The 20,411-nt window shown below is 46.0% G+C and carries 22 protein-coding genes; 17 read left to right on the top strand and 5 right to left on the bottom strand.

Annotation, left to right across the window (positions count from 1 at the left end; all coding sequences use genetic code 11):
- Nucleotides 1–96: 96 nt before the first annotated feature.
- Nucleotides 97–1,239: a FecR family protein gene (locus tag CS948_RS00420; protein WP_099289833.1), complete on the bottom strand. Its 1,143-nt coding sequence runs from the start codon at nucleotides 1,237–1,239 to the stop codon at nucleotides 97–99.
- Between the two features lie 103 nt (nucleotides 1,240–1,342).
- On the opposite strand from CS948_RS00420, the gene CS948_RS00415 reads away from it, so the two are divergent.
- Nucleotides 1,343–1,897 (top strand): RNA polymerase sigma factor, encoded by a 555-nt coding sequence (locus tag CS948_RS00415; protein WP_099289832.1) that lies wholly within the window; start codon nucleotides 1,343–1,345, stop codon nucleotides 1,895–1,897.
- Here CS948_RS00415 and CS948_RS00410 read toward each other — a convergent pair.
- Nucleotides 1,859–2,554 (bottom strand): hypothetical protein, encoded by a 696-nt coding sequence (locus CS948_RS00410; RefSeq protein ID WP_099289831.1) that lies wholly within the window; start codon nucleotides 2,552–2,554, stop codon nucleotides 1,859–1,861. The two genes, CS948_RS00415 and CS948_RS00410, sit on opposite strands and share 39 nt — an antisense overlap.
- A gap of 170 nt (nucleotides 2,555–2,724) precedes the next feature.
- Between CS948_RS00410 and CS948_RS00405 the strand changes: the two genes are divergently transcribed.
- The 16 genes from CS948_RS00405 (at nucleotide 2,725) to CS948_RS00330 (ending at nucleotide 19,328) form a co-directional block, all read left to right on the top strand.
- A complete protein-coding gene (locus tag CS948_RS00405; RefSeq protein WP_099289830.1) occupies nucleotides 2,725–3,261 on the top strand; it encodes a flavodoxin family protein in 537 nt (178 codons plus the stop codon).
- A 516-nt stretch (nucleotides 3,262–3,777) separates the two neighbouring features.
- A complete protein-coding gene (locus tag CS948_RS00400) occupies nucleotides 3,778–4,425 on the top strand; it encodes a CoA transferase subunit A (RefSeq protein WP_099289829.1) in 648 nt (215 codons plus the stop codon).
- A 64-nt stretch (nucleotides 4,426–4,489) separates the two neighbouring features.
- Complete coding sequence (locus CS948_RS00395; RefSeq protein WP_099289828.1) at nucleotides 4,490–4,876, top strand: hotdog domain-containing protein; 387 nt, start codon at nucleotides 4,490–4,492, stop codon at nucleotides 4,874–4,876.
- Nucleotides 4,877–4,886: 10 nt separating this feature from the next.
- Nucleotides 4,887–5,714 carry a 3-keto-5-aminohexanoate cleavage protein gene (locus CS948_RS00390; RefSeq protein ID WP_099289827.1) on the top strand — a complete coding sequence of 276 codons (828 nt, stop codon included), beginning with the start codon at nucleotides 4,887–4,889 and terminating at the stop codon, nucleotides 5,712–5,714.
- A 31-nt stretch (nucleotides 5,715–5,745) separates the two neighbouring features.
- Nucleotides 5,746–6,789 (top strand): zinc-binding dehydrogenase, encoded by a 1,044-nt coding sequence (locus tag CS948_RS00385; protein ID WP_099289826.1) that lies wholly within the window; start codon nucleotides 5,746–5,748, stop codon nucleotides 6,787–6,789.
- A 102-nt stretch (nucleotides 6,790–6,891) separates the two neighbouring features.
- A complete protein-coding gene (locus tag CS948_RS00380; protein ID WP_099289825.1) occupies nucleotides 6,892–7,929 on the top strand; it encodes a zinc-binding dehydrogenase in 1,038 nt (345 codons plus the stop codon).
- A 67-nt stretch (nucleotides 7,930–7,996) separates the two neighbouring features.
- The gene (gene ablA, locus CS948_RS00375; RefSeq protein WP_099289824.1) at nucleotides 7,997–9,241 is read left to right on the top strand and encodes a lysine 2,3-aminomutase; all 1,245 of its coding nucleotides are present in this window, start codon (nucleotides 7,997–7,999) and stop codon (nucleotides 9,239–9,241) included.
- Nucleotides 9,242–9,329: 88 nt separating this feature from the next.
- On the top strand, nucleotides 9,330–10,340 hold the full coding sequence (locus tag CS948_RS00370; RefSeq protein WP_227217280.1) for a hypothetical protein: 1,011 nt from the start codon (nucleotides 9,330–9,332) through the stop codon (nucleotides 10,338–10,340).
- A 52-nt stretch (nucleotides 10,341–10,392) separates the two neighbouring features.
- Nucleotides 10,393–11,793, top strand: coding sequence for a DNA mismatch repair protein MutS (locus CS948_RS00365; protein WP_255301817.1), 1,401 nt, complete (start codon nucleotides 10,393–10,395; stop codon nucleotides 11,791–11,793).
- 12 nt (nucleotides 11,794–11,805) lie between these two features.
- The gene (locus CS948_RS00360) at nucleotides 11,806–13,362 is read left to right on the top strand and encodes a lysine 5,6-aminomutase subunit alpha (protein ID WP_099289823.1); all 1,557 of its coding nucleotides are present in this window, start codon (nucleotides 11,806–11,808) and stop codon (nucleotides 13,360–13,362) included.
- Nucleotides 13,363–13,505: 143 nt separating this feature from the next.
- Complete coding sequence (locus tag CS948_RS00355; protein WP_099289822.1) at nucleotides 13,506–14,294, top strand: OAM dimerization domain-containing protein; 789 nt, start codon at nucleotides 13,506–13,508, stop codon at nucleotides 14,292–14,294.
- An 82-nt stretch (nucleotides 14,295–14,376) separates the two neighbouring features.
- A complete protein-coding gene (locus CS948_RS00350) occupies nucleotides 14,377–15,036 on the top strand; it encodes a 3-oxoacid CoA-transferase subunit B (protein ID WP_099289821.1) in 660 nt (219 codons plus the stop codon).
- Nucleotides 15,036–16,238: an acetyl-CoA C-acetyltransferase gene (locus tag CS948_RS00345; RefSeq protein WP_218014297.1), complete on the top strand. Its 1,203-nt coding sequence runs from the start codon at nucleotides 15,036–15,038 to the stop codon at nucleotides 16,236–16,238. The genes CS948_RS00350 and CS948_RS00345 overlap by 1 nt, the downstream gene beginning before the upstream one ends.
- A 47-nt stretch (nucleotides 16,239–16,285) precedes the next feature.
- A complete protein-coding gene (locus tag CS948_RS00340) occupies nucleotides 16,286–17,425 on the top strand; it encodes an acyl-CoA dehydrogenase (RefSeq protein WP_099289819.1) in 1,140 nt (379 codons plus the stop codon).
- Between the two features lie 12 nt (nucleotides 17,426–17,437).
- Complete coding sequence (locus tag CS948_RS00335) at nucleotides 17,438–18,220, top strand: electron transfer flavoprotein subunit beta/FixA family protein (protein ID WP_099289818.1); 783 nt, start codon at nucleotides 17,438–17,440, stop codon at nucleotides 18,218–18,220.
- Between the two features lie 115 nt (nucleotides 18,221–18,335).
- Complete coding sequence (locus CS948_RS00330; RefSeq protein ID WP_099289817.1) at nucleotides 18,336–19,328, top strand: electron transfer flavoprotein subunit alpha/FixB family protein; 993 nt, start codon at nucleotides 18,336–18,338, stop codon at nucleotides 19,326–19,328.
- Between the two features lie 51 nt (nucleotides 19,329–19,379).
- On the opposite strand, the gene CS948_RS21805 is transcribed toward CS948_RS00330, so the two are convergent.
- Genes CS948_RS21805 through CS948_RS00325 form a run of 3 tightly spaced genes read right to left on the bottom strand, consistent with a single transcriptional unit; the run spans nucleotide 19,380 to nucleotide 20,280 of the window.
- Nucleotides 19,380–19,511 carry a hypothetical protein gene (locus CS948_RS21805; RefSeq protein ID WP_255301816.1) on the bottom strand — a complete coding sequence of 44 codons (132 nt, stop codon included), beginning with the start codon at nucleotides 19,509–19,511 and terminating at the stop codon, nucleotides 19,380–19,382.
- A 2-nt stretch (nucleotides 19,512–19,513) separates the two neighbouring features.
- The gene (locus CS948_RS21500) at nucleotides 19,514–19,651 is read right to left on the bottom strand and encodes a hypothetical protein (protein WP_176554842.1); all 138 of its coding nucleotides are present in this window, start codon (nucleotides 19,649–19,651) and stop codon (nucleotides 19,514–19,516) included.
- Entirely contained in the window at nucleotides 19,648–20,280 is a 633-nt protein-coding gene (locus CS948_RS00325) for a hypothetical protein (protein WP_099289816.1), read from the bottom strand. The genes CS948_RS21500 and CS948_RS00325 overlap by 4 nt, the downstream gene beginning before the upstream one ends.
- Nucleotides 20,281–20,411: the final 131 nt, after the last annotated feature.

The following is a 20,411-nucleotide window of genomic DNA, read 5'->3' as shown; positions in this document are numbered from 1 at the left end:
ACCTTTGTTTTTAAGGTTATTAAATAACAGATACACAAATAATCTTGAACATGAGGAAGAGTGGGCTAGACTCTTCCTTGTTTTTTGATTATACCTTTAGAAACGGATATATATTTTCTTTCCTTCTATTCTATATTTAAAATCAATTAAACTCTGTAACACACTCAATAACTCTTCCACTTTCTCGTCACGCATGGCGTGGAAAGTCACACTACCACCGGGCGTGGCAACTTTATTCTCGATAACAAATTCTACATCATACCACTGCGCCATAGCTGCTAGAATCACCCCTATAGGCTCTCCCTCAAAGGCAAACATACCATCCCGCCAAGCAACACAAGTTGACGGATCATCCAATTCTACCACTTCAAGATCTCCCGTTTCCCTGTCAAACACGGCCTGTTCACTAGGCGACAATATTTTGTATATCGAATCATTCCCCACGTGTACGACACCTTTCAACAAAGTCACTTTCAAAAATTGTTCATCGGCATAATCCCGCACGTTCAGTTCCGTCCCCGTCACCCATATCTGCAAATTCTCATCCGTCCGCACTTCAAAAGGGCGGGTAGGATTAGTCCTCACTTTGAAGAAAGCCTCTCCGCGTAACGTCACCTCCCGTTTATCTTCCGCGAACCGATCCGGATATGTCAGCACCGTTTCCGAATTCAACCAAACCTCGGTACTATCGTTCAATCGCAACCAATACTCGCTTCCCCTCGGAACTTCTACACGGATCATCTGCACCTTCTCCTCCGCGACCACATTCTCGCCAGCCTTCTCTTTCACGTGTTCCTTCCACTCCGTACCCGTGTCATTTTCTTTCAACACCACCTTGCGCCCATCATCCACGGATAAAAACGCGTAATTCTTACCCTCCACCGGAAGAATAGGCTGCATCCCCGCTTTTTCCGTCCGAAGCGAAAAAATAATAACCGTACTCAAAACAGCAACCAACAACACCGCCGCCACCGAAGAAATCTTCATGTACAGTCTGCGCCGCACCTTACGACGAATCTTTTCATGAATTGCCCCTATCGTCTTCTCGTATTTCAGATGTCCGAAATTCCGTTTACGCTCTGCGAAACTCCGCCCGGACACGAACGCCTCATACATCTCCCGATGCTCGAGGGAAGAGTCCAACCAACGCTGCAAACGCTCCTCCTCCCTCGGGGAAATATTCCCAACCACCTTTTTTACCATGATCTCGGCGAGTTCGATTCCGTCCAAATAATTCATATCTCATTTTTTTATCACTAAAACACCACCATTCAGAAAAAGTATACATCGAATAAAAAAAAATTATACATTTGTATTGTAATATTTACAATCCCCTCGTACTATGGAGTTGGACACCCTCTTACAAGAAATACAAAAGGATAACCGTAAAGCCTTTGACAAACTCGTTTTGCAATACAACGAATCGCTGAACGCTTTCGCATTCAACATTCTCAAAGACAAAGAAGCAGCGGAAGATATCGTGCAGGATGTATTCGTTAATCTATGGCTAAACCGGAAAAAGATCACCTTCGGGGAATCCACGAAAAGCCTGCTCTACGTGTCCACTCGAAACTTGGTATACAATTATATCCGTTCCGCGAAAAGAGAAAACGAACGCTATAAACATCTCACGGAAGAAAACGAATCGTCCACGTTAAACTATATCATACAGGAAGAAGCCTTGCGCCTCTTGAATGAATCCATCGAACAACTGCCACCCCGCATGGCAGAAGTGATCCGGCTCAGTCTGGAAGGACTGAAACAAGAGGAAATTGCCGAACAAATGGAAGTCACCGTCGCCAACGTGAAAAGATTGAAAGCACTCGGTATCGAGAAGCTAAAAAAATCACTCGGGGCATTATCCTGCTTCGTGTTCACCACGACCGGACTGATCTGACCTCTCCCGGCTCTGGGCGTAATACTTGCAATACTTGTTCAACACGCACTCCCCGCACAACGGGTTTCTCTTCCGGCATACCATAGCAGCATAATCCAGTATCGCCCAGTTCAACTCCTTGCAGCGCCGCACCTCGATTATGTCATTCGCCAACTCCTGCACTTCTTTATCAAAACGCACGTCGATAAAATCACCCGGTTCAAAATAACGCTTCAATAAACGGGACATATTCACGTCCAGCAACGGTTTACGATTTCTCAATATAAACAACTCGAAAGCGTTCGTCACGTATAAACCCACGAAACCGGAATCCCTCAACTCGTTCGCGTCCCCCGGAAGTTGCCCTCCCCTGCGACGCAAATCTTCCGTCAGCTTATAAAGCCTCCGCGCTCGATGCCGGTATAATCCCAACGGCCTCATCACCTCTTCCAATTCCTCCAGCGTTGCGCCGCAAAGAGCCTCCCAATCCGGATACTTCGAGAAAAAAGTATCATAATATCTCGCCACGGTTTCCGCCTTCGTCCTTTGCAACAGAATTTCGGACACGATCTGCTGATACTTCGTCGCACGAGCTTCCCTCCACGGGAACACCCGCTGATTCTCATCAAACCACCGTAACAGACGGTGTTGTAAATATTGAACCATTACTTCTCGCATATCGTTTCATTAACTCTTAATCAACCATGCAAATCTAAGAAATCGTTTCAAGATGTCATCACTCATCCCCTTATTATTAACAGGAATCAGTAATTAGGGTATATATACCCGTAATATATATAACAACCGACACCCTATTTTCCCCTATCTTTGTAAAAAACAAAAACGACATGAACAAGAAAGTACTTATTTTATCCGGAAGCCCGCGGAAAGGCGGAAACTCCGACTTATTATGCGACCAATTCATGCAAGGCGCACAAGAGGCCGGACACCAAGTAGAAAAGATATTTCTAAAAGACCGGACGATTCATTATTGCACGGGCTGCGGCATCTGTAACGCGGGAAAACCTTGCCCGCAAAAGGATGACATGTCCGAAATTCTGGAAAAGATGATCGCCGCAGATGTCATCGTAATGGCCACTCCCGTCTATTTCTACACGATGGATGCCCAGATGAAAACCCTGATAGACCGGACATGTTCCCGTTACACCGAAATCAGTAACAAGGAATTCTACTTTATCGTGACAGCTGCCGACACGAGCATCCCCGCCATGGAACGCACCGTCGAAGGCTTCCGGGGCTTTACCGATTGTCTGGAAGAGGCAAAAGAAAAAGGAGTAATCTATGGCGTGGGAGCTTGGCAAATCGGCGAAATCAAACAAACGAAAGCCATGGAACAAGCCTTGACGATGGGCAAGCGATGCTGATATTCCTACCAACAATCAAGGGATATACAGGAGAAGAAATACCTTTTCGCACAATATAAAATACATTTCCATTAGGGTTTCGTGGGAAATACTTCTATGATACTCCCACGAAACCCCTATCAACCTCCTATCAGCATAAAATATTCATGCCTGTTATTTGGAAATTCGCTACCTGCTACTGTATCTTCGCACTAGAATATATCCTATCGACATGCCAAATACCCGTAAGTTATCCTACTATTATCCTGCGTTCTTCCGTATTACTCCCTTTTTGCTCGAATAAAATAATACGCGAAAAAAAATTGGAAACACGTTACAAATTGTGTAAATTTATAGCCGTGAAGTGTGAGAGAACGGGTAAAGGATGTTTTCGACTACGTAAAATGATTCTCAATAAAGAATTTTTTCCGTTTTTGTGTTGAAAATATTTCATTTATTCCCGAAAACGATATAAATTTGACAAATCAATGCGAATGTGTTAAATATTTAACTGAAACAATATAAAAATGCTTCCTTATGAGTAAATTTATTTCTATCGAAGAGGCTGTATCAAAAGTAAAGGATGGTATGACCATTATGGTTGGCGGATTCCTTGCAAACGGAACCCCTAACAAGCTCGTTGACGCCTTGGCAAAGTCCGGCGTGAAGAACCTTACGTTAATCTGCAACGACACGGCATTCCCGGACAGAGGGGTAGGTCAGTTGATCGCTAACAAGCAAGTAAAAAAACTTTTCGTGTCACATATCGGGACAAACCCTTGCACGAGCGAGCAAATGAATAGCGGCGAACTGGAAATCGAATTTTGCCCGCAAGGTTCTTTAGCTGAACGCGTGCGTGCAGGCGGTTGCGGATTGGGTGGTATCCTGACTCAAACCGGAATGGGAACCATCGTTGCCGAGGGAAAACAAGTGATCAACGTGGACTGCAAAGATTATTTGCTCGAGAAACCGTTGAGAGCGGACATCGCCCTCGTGGGCGCAAGCCTCGGGGATAAAGCCGGAAATCTGGTCTACCGGGGAACGTCGCAAAACTTCAATCCGCTGATGGCTGCCGCCGCCGATTTGGTGATTGCCGAGGTGAATGAACTCGTGGAAGTAGGAGAAATCGCTGCCGAAAACGTGAAGACGCCGTCTATCATGGTAGACTATATAATTGAAAATTGAGAATTGAAAATTGAAAATGCTTCTCAATCTAAAATCTAAAATTTAAAATCTAAAATCAAGAAAGATGGAAAAAACAATGATACGTTTAAGAATGAGTGCTAAAGATGCTCATTATGGTGGAAATTTAGTAGACGGTGCACACATGGTTCACTTGTTCGGTGACGTTGCCACGGAATTGTTAATCATGCATGACGGGGACGAAGGCCTGTTTGTTGCTTACGACAACATCGAATTCCTTGCGCCGGTTTACGCCGGGGATTACATCGAGGCTACCGGAGAAATCGTGAAAGTAGGAAACACTTCTCGCAAGATGGTTTTCGAGGCAAAGAAAGTGGTTGTAGCCCGTCCGGACATCTCGGCTTCCGCCGCCGACGTGCTGGAAGAACCGATCGTGGTGTGCCGTGCCAGTGGGACTTGCGTTGTCAAAAAAGAAGACCAGAGAAAAAATTAAATGACTATTTATGGAGAAATTAATTATCACAGCAGCCATTTGCGGGGCTGAAGTAACCAAAGAACAAAATCCCGCCGTTCCTTACACGGTAGAAGAGATCGTGAGAGAAGCCAAATCAGCAGTGGACGCGGGAGCAGCCATTGTTCACGTTCACGTTCGTGAAGACGACGGTACTCCTACCCAAAGCAAAGCACGCTTCAAAGAGTGCATCGACGCTATCTACAAGGTATGCCCCGATGTGATCCTTATCCCCTCCACGGGAGGCGCCGTAGGTATGACCGCTGAAGAACGTCTTCAACCGACTGAACTTTTCCCCGAAATGGCTACCCTCGATTGCGGTACTTGCAATTTCGGTGACGATGTTTTCGAGAACACCATGCCCATGATGCGGGATTTTGGCAAGAGAATGATAGAAAACAATATCAAACCGGAATACGAATGTTTTGAAATGGGACATCTCGACACGATACTAACCATGGCCAGAAAAGGTCAGGTTCCCGGGGCTCCCATGCAATTCAATTTCGTTCTCGGCGTTCCCGGGTGTACCCCTGCCACTGTACCGAATCTCTGCTGGTTAGTAAACGCTATTCCGGCAGGCTCTACTTGGACGGCAACCGGAATCGGACGTCACGCTTTCCCTCTTGCAGCCGCGGCTATTGCCATGGGCGGTAACGTGAGAGTAGGTTTTGAAGATAACCTGTATCTCGAAAGAGGAGTCCTCGCTAAATCCAATGGCGAATTGGTAGAGAAAGTGGTTCGCATAGCCAAAGAATTGGGCCGCGGAATCGCTACTCCCGCCGAAGCAAGAGAAATTTTAGGATTAAAACCTTTAAAGTAATTCATTTTCAAACTTATAAATTTTAAATACTATGCAAAAGAAAGGAAACAAATACGGAACTCACCGCGTGATTGAACCGAAAGGTGTGTTACCCCAACCCGCTAACAAGATTGACAACAACATGGACGAGATCTATGACAACGAGATCTTGATTGATGTACAAACCTTGAATATCGACTCAGCCAGCTTCACCCAGATCGAGCAACAAGCAGGCGGCGACAAAGCCAAGATTGCCGAAATCATGTTGGACATCGTGGCAAAACAAGGCAAACACCGCAACCCGGTAACCGGATCAGGCGGTATGTTGTTGGGTACGGTTGAAAAAATAGGTGATGCATTGAAAGGTAAAATCGACTTGAAGGAAGGCGACAAAATCGCAACCTTGGTTTCTCTTTCTTTAACTCCGCTACGCATCGACAAGATTAAAGATATCCGTCCGGACATTGACCAAGTTGACATCGACGGGAAAGCAATCCTTTTCGAGAGCGGTATCTACGCCAAGATTCCGGCAGACCTTCCCGAGAATTTGGCACTGTCAGCATTGGACGTTGCCGGAGCTCCCGCTCAAACTGCCAAATTGGTTAAACCGGGTGATACCGTTTTAATCATCGGCGCGGGTGGTAAATCAGGTATGTTGTGCTGTTACGAGGCTAAAAAACGTGCAGGAGTTACCGGTAAAGTAATCGGATTGTGCCACAGCCAGAAGAGTACCGAACGTTTACAGAAACTCGGTTTCTGCGACTATGTATTCTCCGCAGACGCGACTCAACCCGTTCCCGTGATGGAAAAAATCGAGGAATTGACGAATGGCGAGATGTGCGACGTAACCATCAACAACGTGAACATCACCGACACGGAAATGACCTCTATTCTTTGCACGAAAAACACGGGTGTCGTTTACTTCTTCTCTATGGCTACCAGCTTCACGAAAGCAGCTCTAGGTGCTGAAGGAGTGGGAAGCGACGTAACCATGATCGTGGGTAACGGCTACACGAAAGGTCATGCCGAGATCACTCTTCAAGAACTGAGAGAATCAGAAGCTTTAAGAAAGATCTTTACGGAACTTTACGCTTAATTAATTTACGATTTATGATTTACGATTTATGATTGCTTTCACGGTAATTATCAATCGTAAATCATAATCTGAAATCTAAAATCATAAATCTAAAATTATTCGATGGACAAGGGTTGTAGATACGGTACACACAGGGTAATTATCCCGGAAGGAACACTTCCTCAACCGGCACAAAAGCTGGATAACACGATGAGCATTTATGACAACGAGTTGTTGATAGACGTGCAAACACTGAATATAGACTCTGCCAGTTACACGCAGATCAAAGGTGCTTGCGGAAAGGATGCGTCAAAAATGAAAGAAATGATTCTTTCCATCGTGGAAGAACGGGGCAAGATGCAAAACCCGGTGACCGGTTCGGGGGGAATGTTAATCGGTACGGTAAACGAAATAGGTCCGGCATTCCCGGATAAATCATTAAGAGTGGGTGACAAAATCGCCACGTTGGTTTCTCTTTCCCTTACCCCATTGAAAATTAATAAAATCAAGAATCTTGACCCGGCATCGGATCAGGTTGACGTGGAAGCGCAAGCCATTCTTTTCGAAAGCGGCTTGTACGCCGTACTGCCTGACGATATACCGGAAAAACTGGCATTAGCCGTGTTGGACGTGGCAGGAGCCCCGGCTCAAGTGGCTCGTCTGGTAAAAGAAGGTGATACGGTATGTATCATCGGGGGAGGCGGCAAGTCGGGAGTACTTTGCTGCTATCAGGCAATGAAAAACGTGGGACCTTACGGAAAGGTCATCGTGGTGGAATACTCGGAAGAGAACGCCCGAAGAATAAAAGAAATGAATCTCGCCACTCACGTGATTGTCGCCGATGCGACAAAAGTGATGGACGTGTACAAGAAAGTGACTGCCATAGCGGGCGAAAGAGGTTGTGAGGTGACAATCAACAACGTGAACGTGCCCTCGACAGAAATGACCTCTATTTTAGTCACCAAAGGACAAGGATGTGTTTACTTCTTCTCTATGGCGACCAGCTTCACGAAAGCGGCGTTGGGAGCCGAGGGAGTAGGAAAAGATATAAATTTAATCGTAGGAAACGGATACGCGAAAGGACATGCGGAACTAACCCTGAATATTATCCGGGAGTCCGCGGAAATTCGCGAGTTATTTGAAAAACTGTATGTAAAATAAATAAAGTGCCAGCCTTGTGCGGCTGGAATCTAAAATCTAAAATTTAAAATCTAAAATAAATAAAGTGATGTCAGAAAGCAGACGAAAAGAGTTTTTCCCGGAAGTTACCGACGAACAATGGAACGATTGGAAATGGCAAGTGAAAAACAGAATTGAAACACTCGATCAATTAAAGAAATACATCGAGTTAACCAAAGAAGAAGAGGATGGTATACGCGAGTCTTTAAAGACGCTGAGAATGGCGATTACCCCTTACTATTTGAGCTTGATTGACAAGAACAATCCGCATTGCCCGATACGGAAACAATCCGTACCCTCGGCTCTCGAATTGCACAAATCAGCAGCCGATCTGGAAGATCCGTTACACGAGGATAGCGATTCTCCTGTCCCGGGATTGACACACCGTTATCCGGACCGGGTATTATTCCTGATTACCGACCAATGCTCCATGTATTGCCGTCACTGCACCCGCAGACGCTTCGCGGGACAACATGACTGTGCATCCCCGACCGAGCGCATCGACAGATGTATCGATTACATCGCGAAAACCCCGCAAGTACGCGACGTATTGCTTTCCGGAGGTGACGCCCTGTTGGTTAGCGACGACCGTTTGGAATACATCATCAGCAAATTGAGAGCTATCCCGCACGTGGAGATTATCCGTATCGGAAGCCGTACCCCGGTTGTATTACCGCAACGTATTACCCCGGAACTGGTAAACATGCTGAAGAAATATCACCCGATCTGGTTGAACACTCATTTCAATCACCCGAACGAGGTTACGGAAGAGTCAAAGGCAGCATGCGCCCGCTTGGCTGACGCCGGAATCCCTCTAGGCAACCAGACAGTGTTACTGAGAGGTATCAATGACTGCACTTACGTGATGAAGAAATTGATGCACGAATTGGTGAAAATGCGTGTTCGCCCGTACTATATCTACCAATGTGACCTTTCCATGGGTATCGAACACTTCCGTACTCCCGTATCCAAAGGTATCGAGATCATCGAGAACTTGCGGGGACATACTTCCGGATATGCCGTTCCCACGTTCGTGGTTGACGCTCCCGGAGGAGGAGGTAAAACCCCGGTAATGCCGACGTATATCCTTTCTCAATCACCCAAACGCATCGTGTTGAGAAACTACGAGGGTGTTATTACCACTTACACGGAACCGGAAAGATACGAAGAAGAGTGCCACTGCCCGGAATGCGAAAAAGCTCGCAAAGAAGGGGTAGCCGCCCTGTTAAATGGTGATGCCCTCTCTATCGAGCCGAAACATTTGGCACGTAACGAGAGAAATCACCACGAATAAACTAATTTTAGATTTTAAATTTTAGATTTTAAATTCTTCACGGAATAATAAATTTAAAATTTAAAATCTAAAATCTAAAATTGAAACCGTGTTTATCGAGGAAATATTAAAATACAACAGTATTGCAATCGTGGGACTGGCAAAAAACGCCGGTAAGACAGAATGCTTGAACTACATTCTTCGGCGAGTGAAGAATACGGGGAAGCGTTTTGCCCTCACCTCCATAGGCATTGACGGGGAAAGCAGAGATCAGGTCTGCCAAACGCCCAAACCGGAAATAGAGGTATTCGAGGATATGATATTCATCACGTCCGAGATGCACTACCGAGACAAAAGGCTGGTGGCAGAAATCATGGATGTCAGCACACAACAAACCTCTTTGGGACGCTTGGTTACCGCCAGAGCCGTTTCGTCGGGAAAAGTGTTGCTATCCGGACCCGCTGACACGGGTTCGCTGCGTACCTTGATTCATGATATGAAGCGTTGGGATGTCGACACGACAATCGTGGACGGGGCTCTCTCCCGCCTCAGTCTAAGCTCTCCGGCAGTGACTGAAGCGATGGTACTTGCCACGGGAGCAGCTTTATCCTGTAATATTCCTCAACTGGTAAGAAAAACAAAATACGTTTACGACCTCATCTGCCTGAATGAAGCAGCACCCGACATCGTGCGGAAGCTGATGGCAATCGAGCAAGGTGTGTGGTCGATAGATGACGAAGGGAACATCTACGATTTAGACATCCCCTCCGTGTTTATGCTTGAAAATAAAAAAGACGATATTTTCAAGCACGGGAACACGTTATACGTGGCAGGCGCCATAAGTGACAAATTATTGCAATTCCTGCGGCAGCAAAAACAAATCCGGGAAATCACTCTAATCATGCGGGATTTCACGAAAATGTTCGCTTCCATGGAAACCTATTACGCCTTCGTGAAAAAAGGCGGTACCATACAGGTTTTGCAAAAAAGTAAACTACTGGCAGTCTGTATAAATCCCCAATCACCGGATGGATATTGTCTGGATTCGGACGAACTACGGGTCGCCATGCAAACGAGTTTAGGCATCCCGGTATACGATGTGAAAAGGATTGAAAATTGAAAATCATTCTCAATCTAAAATCTAAAATCATTAAATCTAAAATTGAATTAAGGTGTTTTTACGCGGCGCAATAGAAGAAGTAAACGGGTTCAGATACATGATCGACAAACTGGAAATTCAATCCGGTCTGGCAAAACGTGTATTGAACACACTACCGTACTTACACACGAGGGAAGAGATTAGCGCCGAATTGGATAAAACGGAAGCGACAATCAACATCTCGCGTGATTCCTTGTTGACGGACACCATTACCAAGATCAATGTAAAGCTCATGCAAGTGAAAGATATCCGAGGTACAGCAAACCGGATAACAGAAGCACAAGCATTGGACGACATTGAACTGTTTGAATTAAAGGCATTCTCTTTACTCGTTATGGATATCCGGCAACTGCTCATTGCCGCCCGTATCGACGTGGTATCACTTCCGGACTTGGAACCGGTAGTCAACACGCTGGACCCGGAAAGAATGCGTATACCTCATTTTTACGTTTATGATGCTTATTCCGAAGAACTGGCAGCCTTGCGGGTAAAAATAAAAACGCTAAAAATGAACGAGCGAACCGACAGCAAGGTACTGGATCAGTTACAATTCGAGCATACCGTGCTGGAAGACCGCATCCGGGAAGAACTGTCCGTTCAAATACACCCGTATAAACTTGAAATCAACGAAGCACTCGCCAATATTGCCACGCTTGACATATTGCTCGCCAAAGCAAAGCAGGCCATCGAGATGCAATTGTGTAAACCGGAAATTTCAGAAACGGTTACCTGTTACAAAAACATCTTCAACCCGCAGGTAAAAGAAGTTCTAAGAACAGAAGGTAAGAAATTTCAAGCTATCGACATTGACATCGCTCCCGGGGCATGCTTGATTACCGGGGCAAACATGGCAGGTAAAAGTGTCATCCTCAAAACCGTGGCTCTGGCACAAACCTTATTCCAATTCGGTTTCTACGTTCCGGCAGAACACGCTGAAATCGCTTTGGTAGACGAAGTTCTTTTGTGCATCGGTGACGAACAATCGGAACTTAGCGGCCTCTCTTCATTTGCCTCGGAGATGCTAAGGCTCAATACCATCATTCAAGATGTAAAAGCAGGGAAAAACGCTCTTATCTTGATTGATGAACTGGCAAGAACAACCAATCCCACGGAAGGAAAGGCCATAGTCAACGCGGTGCTCGACTTTCTCACAGGTAAAGGTGTCCGTTCCCTCATTACCTCACATTACAGCGGCATCAAAGCCGGATGCAAAAAGATGCGGGTAAAAGGATTTATTAAAGACAAAACAGACGGTCGGTTGACCATCAATAACATAAACGAGTTTATCGATTATTCGCTAATCGAGGAGACTCAAGACTCCGTGCCGCATGAAGCGATGAGAATTGCCCGTATTCTGGGTGTAGACGAGGAATTGTTGGACAAAGCGGAGAACTATTTGGAACAGAATTTATAACAGAACAAAAATATGCAGAACAGTAAATTAGGGTTAGATTTCAACAAAGTGGCACACGCGAAAGAAGTGTCACGAAAGATAGCCGACGACGTACAGAAATTCGTGGATCAGTACTCGACCGTTGCCGTTGAGCGTACTTTATGCCGTTTACTCGGCATCGATGGCGTGGACGCCAACACGGTACCGCTCCCCAACGTGTTGGTAGACGAGATCAAAGACAAAGGAGTATTGGGACAAGGTATTCTCTTTTTCCTCGGGAACACCATCGTGGAAACCGGAATGAACCCGCAACAAATAGCAGAGAAAGTCGCGGAGGGACAGTTGGATATGACCACGTTACCCGTTCACTCGATGGAGAAAATCAAAGCGGCCTTGAAACCATACGTGGATGCAAGTATCAAGCGTATCAGTGACCGGCGGGCGAAAAAAGAACATTACCTGAAAACGATAGGCGAAGGCCCGAAACCTTACCTGTACGTGATCGTCGCTACCGGAAATATCTACGAAGACGTGGTACAGGCTCAAGCAGCCGCACGGCAGGGTGCTGACGTTATCGCCGTAATCCGTACAACAGGGCAGAGTTTGTTGGATTACGTGCCTTATGGAGCAACAACAGAAGGATTCGGGGGAACTTTCGCGACACAGGAAAACTTCCGCATCATGCGTAAAGCACTGGACGAAGTGGGCGAAGAAGTCGGACGCTACATCCGCTTGTGCAACTACTGTTCCGGGTTATGTATGCCGGAAATTGCCGCCATGGGAGCCTTGGAAGGCTTGGACGTGATGTTGAATGATGCTCTTTACGGGATTCTTTTCCGCGACATCAACATGCAACGCACGCTGGTTGACCAGTTCATGTCACGTGTAATCAACGGGTTTGCCGGAGTGATCATCAACACGGGTGAGGACAACTATCTGACTACCGCCGATGCCGTGGAGCAAGCGCATACCGTGCTGGCTTCCGACCTTATCAACGAACAATTGGCTTTACTCGCGGGACTGAAAGAAGAACAAATGGGATTGGGACACGCTTTTGAGATGGACCCGTCACTGGAAAACGGATTCCTGCTGGAGCTTTCCCAAGCACAAATGACTCGTGAAATTTTCCCGAAAGCCACGTTAAAATATATGCCTCCAACCAAGTTCATGACGGGAAATATCTTCCGCGGACACATACAGGATGCACTCTTCAACATGATCGGAATATGGACTTCACAAGGTATCCAATTGTTGGGAATGCCGACAGAAGCAATCCACACACCTTTCATGTCCGACCGTTACCTCTCTATCGAGAATGCCAAATACATTTTCAGTAACATGAAAAACATCGGCGACGAGGTAGAATTTAAAAAGGACGGTATCATCCAGAGTCGTGCCAAAGAAGTATTGGACAACGCGATCGCTCTACTCGAAAACATCGAGCGTGAAGGACTTTTCACTGCGCTGGAAAAAGGTATCTTCGGTGACGTGAAACGCCCGAAGAATGGTGGTAAAGGACTTGACGGAGTTGCCGCCAAGGGTGCCAATTACTATAACCCGTTTATTGAGCTAATGCTTAATAACAATTGAAAATTGAGAATTGAAAATTGAAAATGAGATGTCCTATGACTATCATTTTTAATTTCAAGTTTTCAAAAGAGTGAATAAAATAAAATTTAACCAATTATGCAATTGATAACTTTCAATTTTGCATTTTCAATTTTCAATTAATTATGAGTGGAGGATTATATTCTACCGATAAAAATGATTTTGACCAGACACTGGATCTGAAAAAAATAAAACCCTACGGCGACACGATGAACGACGGAAAAACTCAATTGAGTTTCACGTTACCCGTACCTGCCGGGGATGAGGCTATCGAAGCCGCTAAACAATTATTGAAGAAAATGGGATTCGAGAACCCGCAAGTCGTATTCCACAAGGAATTGACCGAAGGATTCACCTTCTTCAACTGCTACGGAAGTTGCACGCACACTGTGGACTTCACGAATATTCACGTGCCTAAAGTGGAAGGGACGAAATGGGATATGCACGAAACGGACGAATTTATCCGTGAAAACATCGGACGCCCGTTGATTGTCGTGGGTGCCAGTACCGGAACCGACGCCCATACCGTGGGAATCGACGCCATCATGAACATGAAAGGTTTCGCCGGACACTACGGCTTGGAACGGTACGAGATGGTAGAGGCTCACAACTTGGGAAGTCAAGTACCCAACGAAGAGTTTATCGCCAAGGCTATCGAGTTGAAAGCGGACGCTCTTCTGGTTTCACAAACCGTTACGCAAAAAGACGTTCACATCCAAAACTTGATTGAACTCGTGGAAATGCTCGAAGCGGAAGGCTTGCGGGACAAGGTAATCTTGGCTTGCGGGGGACCCCGTATCTCCCACGAATTAGCGAAAGAACTGGGTTATGATGCCGGATTCGGTATGAATACCTATGCCGATGACGTGGCTTCATTTATCGCACAGGAATTTGTTAGAAGAAAAAATAAATAATTACATTTACGATTTGAGATTTACGATTTATGATTACCATTAATCTAAAATCCGAAATCTGAAATCAAAAATTAAAACGGTTATGGATAAAGATCAAGTAAGAGAAGTTATCGCCAAACGGGTAGCTCTCGAATTAAAAGACGGCGACGTGGTAAACTTGGGTATCGGATTACCGACAATGGTTCCTAATTACTTGCAAAGTGACGTACACGTGGTGCTGCAATCCGAAAACGGATTGTTAGGCATGGGACCGAAACCGGAAGCAGGAAAAGAAAATCCGGAATTGACGGATGCCGGTGGTGGATACATCACGGCTGTAGACGGAGCTTGTAGCTTTGACAGCGCCACTTCTTTCGGCATCATCCGGGGCGGACACGTGGATGTAACTATCCTTGGTGCTTTACAGGTAGACGAGAAAGGAAACTTGGCAAACTGGATTATCCCCGGCAAAAAAGCACCGGGTATGGGTGGAGCCATGGACCTTCTGGTAGGCGCTAAAAAAGTAATCCTTGCCATGGAACACACGGCAAAAGGAAATCACAAAATACTAAAAGAATGTACCCTACCGTTGACCGCCGCGGGCGAAGTTGACATGATCATCACCGAGATGGGCGTGATGAACGTAACCCCGGCAGGAATCGAACTGGTAGAATTGAACAGTGAATTTACATTAGATGACATCAAAGCAGCAACAGGCTGTGAATTAATCGTTTCTAAAAACTTAAAACCCATGCCTCAATAATGAAGACATATATCGTAGCAGCAAAAAGAACAGCGATCGGCAAATTTTTAGGAAGTACTCTTTCATTATCAGCAGCAGACCTCGGTGCAGCGGTAATCAAAAATATAATCGCGGAAACCGGAGTAAACCCTGCAAATATCGATGAAGTAATCGTGGGTAACGTACTATCCGCCGGACAGGGTCAAGGTGTAGCCCGTCAGGCATCTATCAAAGGGGGAATCCCTCAGGAAGTACCGGCCTATGGTATCAACATGATATGCGGTAGCGGAATGAAAGCCGTGTTAAACGGTGTAAGCGCTATCAAAGCGGGATTGGCGAATCTGATCATCGCGGGAGGTACCGAATCCATGTCCAAAGCGGGATATATTCTCCCCGGGCATGTCCGTGACGGACATCGCATGGGAGATGTAACCGTTATCGACCACATGGTATTCGATGGCCTCACGGATGCTTTCGAAGGATACCACATGGGAATAACGGCAGAGAATATAGCGGAAAAATATTCTATCAGCCGCGAAGAACAGGATGAATTTGCCATGAAATCGCAGAAGCGTGCTATAGCTGCTATCGATAACGGTAACTTCAAAGCTGAAATTGTGCCTATCGAGTATAAAGTCAAAAAAGAGACTTTACAATTCGACACAGACGAATTTCCCAACAGAAAGACATCTCTGGAAAAATTATCGACTTTACGTCCCGCTTTCAAAAAAGAGGGCTCCGTCACAGCCGGTAACGCGTCCGGAATCAACGACGGTGCATCCTTCGTGATGATCGCTTCGGAAGAGGCTGTTAAACAAAACAACCTGACTCCTCTATGCGAGATCATCGGTGTCGGACAGGGTGGTGTGGATCCTGCTATCATGGGCATGGGACCCGTGCCCGCAATCGCCAACGCGTTGAAGAATGCCGGAATAAAATTATCCGACATCGACGTGATTGAACTAAACGAGGCATTTGCGGCACAATCACTGGGAGTAATTCACGAGTTGATGGCACAACACGGCGTAACGAGAGAATGGATAAACGAACGTACAAACGTCAACGGTGGTGCCATTGCTCTGGGGCACCCCATCGGAGCATCCGGCAATCGTATCATCGTATCACTTGTATATGAAATGCTAAACAGTGAAGCTAAAGTAGGGCTTGCCTCTCTCTGTATAGGGGGTGGCATGGGGACGGCATTGATTCTAAAAAAATGCTGATTTAGAATTACAACTAGCTTCGTTCAACTAAAAAAACATTAATAATAATGGATTTCAGTCTATCAAAAAAAGAGCAACTCTTCTTACAAATGATAAGAGAGTTCGCGGAAAAAGAGGTAAAACCCTTGGCGGCAGAAGTGGACGAATCAGAAAGATTCCCCATAGAAACCGTTGAAAAAATGGCGAAATTGGGTATCATGGGTATTCCATTCCCGGTGGAATACGGCGGAGCCGGAGGCAGTAACATACTCTACACGATGGCAGTAGAGGAATTGTCCCGCGTATGCGCCACCACGGGAGTAATCGTGTCCGCACACACGTCATTGTGCTGCGCCCCGATTATGGAACACGGAACCAACGAGCAAAGAGCCAAATATCTTCCCAAACTAACTTCCGGGGAATGGATCGGAGCATTCGGGTTAACCGAACCGAACGCCGGTACGGACGCATCCGCACAACAGACCATTGCCGTGAAAGAGGGAGATCATTACGTGCTTAACGGCTCCAAGATATTCATTACCAACGCCGGTTACGCTCACGTGTACATCATCATGGCAATGACCGACAAATCCAAGGGTACCAGAGGAATCTCCGCGTTTATCGTGGAAAAAGATTTCCCGGGATTCTCCGTGGGTAAAAAAGAGAAAAAATTGGGTATCCGCGGTTCTGCAACCTGCGAATTGATCATGGAAAATTGCATCGTTCCGGCAGAAAACTTGTTAGGGCAAGAAGGTAAAGGATTCGGCATCGCCATGAAAACACTTGATGGCGGACGTATCGGTATCGCTTCTCAAGCATTGGGTATCGCACAAGGTGCTATGGACGAAACCGTGAAATACGTGAAAGAACGGAAACAATTCGGGAAAGCCATCGGTCAGTTCCAGAATACACAATTCCAACTGGCAGACCTGCAGACCAAAATTGAAGCATCCCGTTTACTGGTAAGACAAGCCGCTTACAAAAAAGACCAAAAAGAGGCTTATTCCACGGATGCTGCCATGTGTAAATTATTTGCAGCCGAAACAGCCATGGAAGTTACCACCAAAGCGGTACAATTCCACGGGGGATACGGGTACACCCGCGAATACCCGGTTGAAAGAATGATGAGAGATGCCAAGATCACCGAAATCTACGAGGGAACATCAGAAGTTCAAAGAATGGTGATCGCTGCAAATTTATTAAAGTAAAAGAAGATTGAAATGAAGATAGTTGTTTGTATTAAACAAGTTCCGGATACCACGGAAATCAAACTGGATCCCGTTACAGGAACCCTTATCAGAGACGGGGTACCCAGTATCATGAATCCTGACGATAAAGGAGGACTTGAATTTGCCCTTCAATTAAAAGACCAATACGATGCACACGTGACAGTTCTTACCATGGGACCGCCACAGGCAGAGGCTATCTTGAGAGAGGCTTACGCCATGGGGGTAGACCGTGCCATCTTGTTAAGCGACCGGAAATTCGGTGGAGCCGATACATTGGCAACTTCCAATACCATTGCCGCCGCTTTAAAAACTTTGGATTTTGATCTGGTGATCACCGGACGTCAGGCAATCGACGGGGATACCGCACAGGTAGGACCGCAAATCGCAGAGCACCTCGATTTACCGCAAGTAACCTACGTGGAAAGACTGACTTTCGACGGTAATAAAACCCTTACCGTGAAAAAGTCAACGGAAGAAGGTTACCAAATGGTGGAAGTTGACACCCCGTGCGTGTTAACCGCCTTGGCATCAGGCGTAAAACCCCGCTATATGTCCGTGAGAGGAATCGTGGAAGCTTACGACAAAGAAATAGAAGTCTGGGGCTTCGACAACATCACTGTTGACGAGAAAAAGATCGGTCTGAACGGCTCTCCCACCCGTGTATTCAAATCATTCACGAAAGGAGTGAAAGCAGCAGGACAAATCTACGAGGTAGAACCTGCGGAAGCCGCAGATATCATTATCAACAAGTTGAAAGAGAAATTTATTATTTAAAAATTTCGGATTTATGATTTATGATTTACGATTGAACAAAACGTTGAATTTATGCGATCGGAATCTAAAATCATAAATCAAGAAATTAATAGGATCTAAAATCTAAAATTGAAAGATGGATAAAGCACAATATAAAAACGTTTATGTCTTCATCGAGCAAAGAGAAGGCATTATCCAAAACGTGGCTCTGGAATTGTTGAGCAAAGCCAGAGAATTAGCTGATGCCTTGAACGAGAAAGTGTATGCCATGCTATTAGGTCATAACCTTTCCACGCAAGCCCAAGAATGTATTGCTTACGGTGCCGACACCGTGTTGCGTGTAGACGCACCGGAACTCGAAACCTACACGACGGAACCTTATGCCCAAGCAATCCACCAAATCATCATCGAGAACAAGCCGAGCATCGTGTTAATCGGAGCCACCACGATCGGTCGTGACTTGGGTCCCCGCCTGTCCGCACGGGTTGAAACCGGATTGACGGCAGACTGTACCGGATTGGAAATAGCCGAGGACGGCGGTCTGTTAATGACTCGTCCCGCGTTCGGGGGAAACCTCATGGCCACCATCATTTGTAAAGAACACCGCCCGCAGATGTCAACCGTACGTCCCGGGGTAATGCGCATGGCACAACGTGACTTGAACCGGAAAGGCAACATTGAAGACGTGAAAATCAATTTCGACAAATCTAAATTCCGTGTACGTGTTATCGAAACCGTGAAAGAATCCAAAAATCTGATCGACATCACCGAGGCTAAAGTTCTTATCTCCGGAGGTCGCGGAGTAGGTAATGCAGAAGGATTCGATATGTTGCGTGCAATGGCAGGTACCATCGGTGCGGAAGTATCCGCTTCCCGTGCAATGGTTGACGCCGGAGTTCTCGGTCACGAACGTCAGGTAGGACAAACCGGTAAAACCGTACGTCCCGACTTGTACTTCGCTATGGGTATTTCTGGAGCCATCCAGCACCTTGCCGGTATGGAAGAATCCGACTTCATCATCGCCATCAACAAAGACAAGTTTGCCCCGATCTTCAACGTGGCAGACTTGGGTATCGTTGGCGACGTTCGCAAGATCGTTCCTCTTCTCACCGAAAGACTGAAAAAATAAAACCGATAAAAAATGGAGCCTGTAACGGGCTCCATTTTCATTCTCCCTTTCTCACCTTCCGGAACGCTTCCGTTCCCATCGGTATTTGCACCAAGCCACTACAACCGAACTGATCACACCTCCCACGATGCTCAAAATTCCTGCCACCAAATTATCCGCCAATTGCGTGAAAAATGCATTCAAACTCAGCGTGAAAAATATTCTGGTAAAAAAATAAAAACCTTCAACAGATCCGTTTCCAACTGCTTCTTCTCCCTCGCCGGGAAGGTCAGCCGCCCAATCAACTCGCTGACCGCACTAACTATACCTTGCACCGGTTTCATATTCTTTCTTTCAAACAAACATATTGACTCTGCGACAACTCTTTCCCGTCCGGGGAAACAAAATAACAATAGACGTGTACCTTCCGCCCCGGCTTATGCGCCACCCAAAAACACGCTCCTCTATCATTCCGGGTAACACCTTCGCTCACCAACACCGGAGAAAATGAACACTCTTCTTTCAATACCACCACTTCCAATCGATCCTGTCCTTCTCTCAACTCGCTAATCCACCCGTTTCTCCATTCCAACGTCACCCTCCCCGCCGGAGCAATCCATCCCTCCAAACTATAAGCCCGTTGACGCTTTCCCACCGTGAACTGTAACAACGCGAAGTCCGCAATTCTCCCATCTGCCCCAAAAGCTTTCAGATTCATTTTCATGAACAAAGCATACCCGCTAACACATCTCCCTCTAGCCGCCACACTCAACACCTGTTTCAAAGGCATCTCTTTCAACCGCTGGTAAAAACACACTGCCGCCCGAAATCTTGCTCTCATCACTTGTTGTTTTTCCGTGTTGGATTTATTCTCTTTCACCCTCCTTTTTAAAAACGTCTTGCCCCCCAACCGGAACAGAACATAATCCCCTATCCGTCCCCTAATTCCCAAACAATTTTTTACTTCTGCCATAATACTCTCGCTTTAAATGGATACTAATTTCAATTCTCTCTCATTTTACTGAATGCAAAATTACACCCGCCCCGATACTTCATTACTACACGTGAAGCACACGTGTAGTAACTTACTTTATAACGCTCTAT

The sequence above is a fragment of the Butyricimonas sp. Marseille-P3923 genome, assembly GCF_900184685.1.
In the GTDB taxonomy this organism is placed as follows: Bacteria; Bacteroidota; Bacteroidia; order Bacteroidales; family Marinifilaceae; genus Butyricimonas; species Butyricimonas muris.
The sequence above is the reverse complement of the archived record's forward strand: the minus strand, read 5'-3'. Positions and strand labels throughout refer to the sequence as shown.

Coding starts and splice junctions, on each gene's coding strand:
- CS948_RS00420 (WP_099289833.1), bottom strand. CDS start 1,239: ATGAATTATTTGGACGGAATCGAACTCGCCGAGATCATGGTAAAAAAG.
- CS948_RS00415 (WP_099289832.1), top strand. CDS start 1,343: ATGGAGTTGGACACCCTCTTACAAGAAATACAAAAGGATAACCGTAAA.
- CS948_RS00410 (WP_099289831.1), bottom strand. CDS start 2,554: ATGCGAGAAGTAATGGTTCAATATTTACAACACCGTCTGTTACGGTGG.
- CS948_RS00405 (WP_099289830.1), top strand. CDS start 2,725: ATGAACAAGAAAGTACTTATTTTATCCGGAAGCCCGCGGAAAGGCGGA.
- CS948_RS00400 (WP_099289829.1), top strand. CDS start 3,778: ATGAGTAAATTTATTTCTATCGAAGAGGCTGTATCAAAAGTAAAGGAT.
- CS948_RS00395 (WP_099289828.1), top strand. CDS start 4,490: ATGGAAAAAACAATGATACGTTTAAGAATGAGTGCTAAAGATGCTCAT.
- CS948_RS00390 (WP_099289827.1), top strand. CDS start 4,887: ATGGAGAAATTAATTATCACAGCAGCCATTTGCGGGGCTGAAGTAACC.
- CS948_RS00385 (WP_099289826.1), top strand. CDS start 5,746: ATGCAAAAGAAAGGAAACAAATACGGAACTCACCGCGTGATTGAACCG.
- CS948_RS00380 (WP_099289825.1), top strand. CDS start 6,892: ATGGACAAGGGTTGTAGATACGGTACACACAGGGTAATTATCCCGGAA.
- ablA (WP_099289824.1), top strand. CDS start 7,997: ATGTCAGAAAGCAGACGAAAAGAGTTTTTCCCGGAAGTTACCGACGAA.
- CS948_RS00360 (WP_099289823.1), top strand. CDS start 11,806: ATGCAGAACAGTAAATTAGGGTTAGATTTCAACAAAGTGGCACACGCG.
- CS948_RS00355 (WP_099289822.1), top strand. CDS start 13,506: ATGAGTGGAGGATTATATTCTACCGATAAAAATGATTTTGACCAGACA.
- CS948_RS00350 (WP_099289821.1), top strand. CDS start 14,377: ATGGATAAAGATCAAGTAAGAGAAGTTATCGCCAAACGGGTAGCTCTC.
- CS948_RS00345 (WP_218014297.1), top strand. CDS start 15,036: ATGAAGACATATATCGTAGCAGCAAAAAGAACAGCGATCGGCAAATTT.
- CS948_RS00340 (WP_099289819.1), top strand. CDS start 16,286: ATGGATTTCAGTCTATCAAAAAAAGAGCAACTCTTCTTACAAATGATA.
- CS948_RS00335 (WP_099289818.1), top strand. CDS start 17,438: ATGAAGATAGTTGTTTGTATTAAACAAGTTCCGGATACCACGGAAATC.
- CS948_RS00330 (WP_099289817.1), top strand. CDS start 18,336: ATGGATAAAGCACAATATAAAAACGTTTATGTCTTCATCGAGCAAAGA.
- CS948_RS21500 (WP_176554842.1), bottom strand. CDS start 19,651: ATGAAACCGGTGCAAGGTATAGTTAGTGCGGTCAGCGAGTTGATTGGG.
- CS948_RS00325 (WP_099289816.1), bottom strand. CDS start 20,280: ATGGCAGAAGTAAAAAATTGTTTGGGAATTAGGGGACGGATAGGGGAT.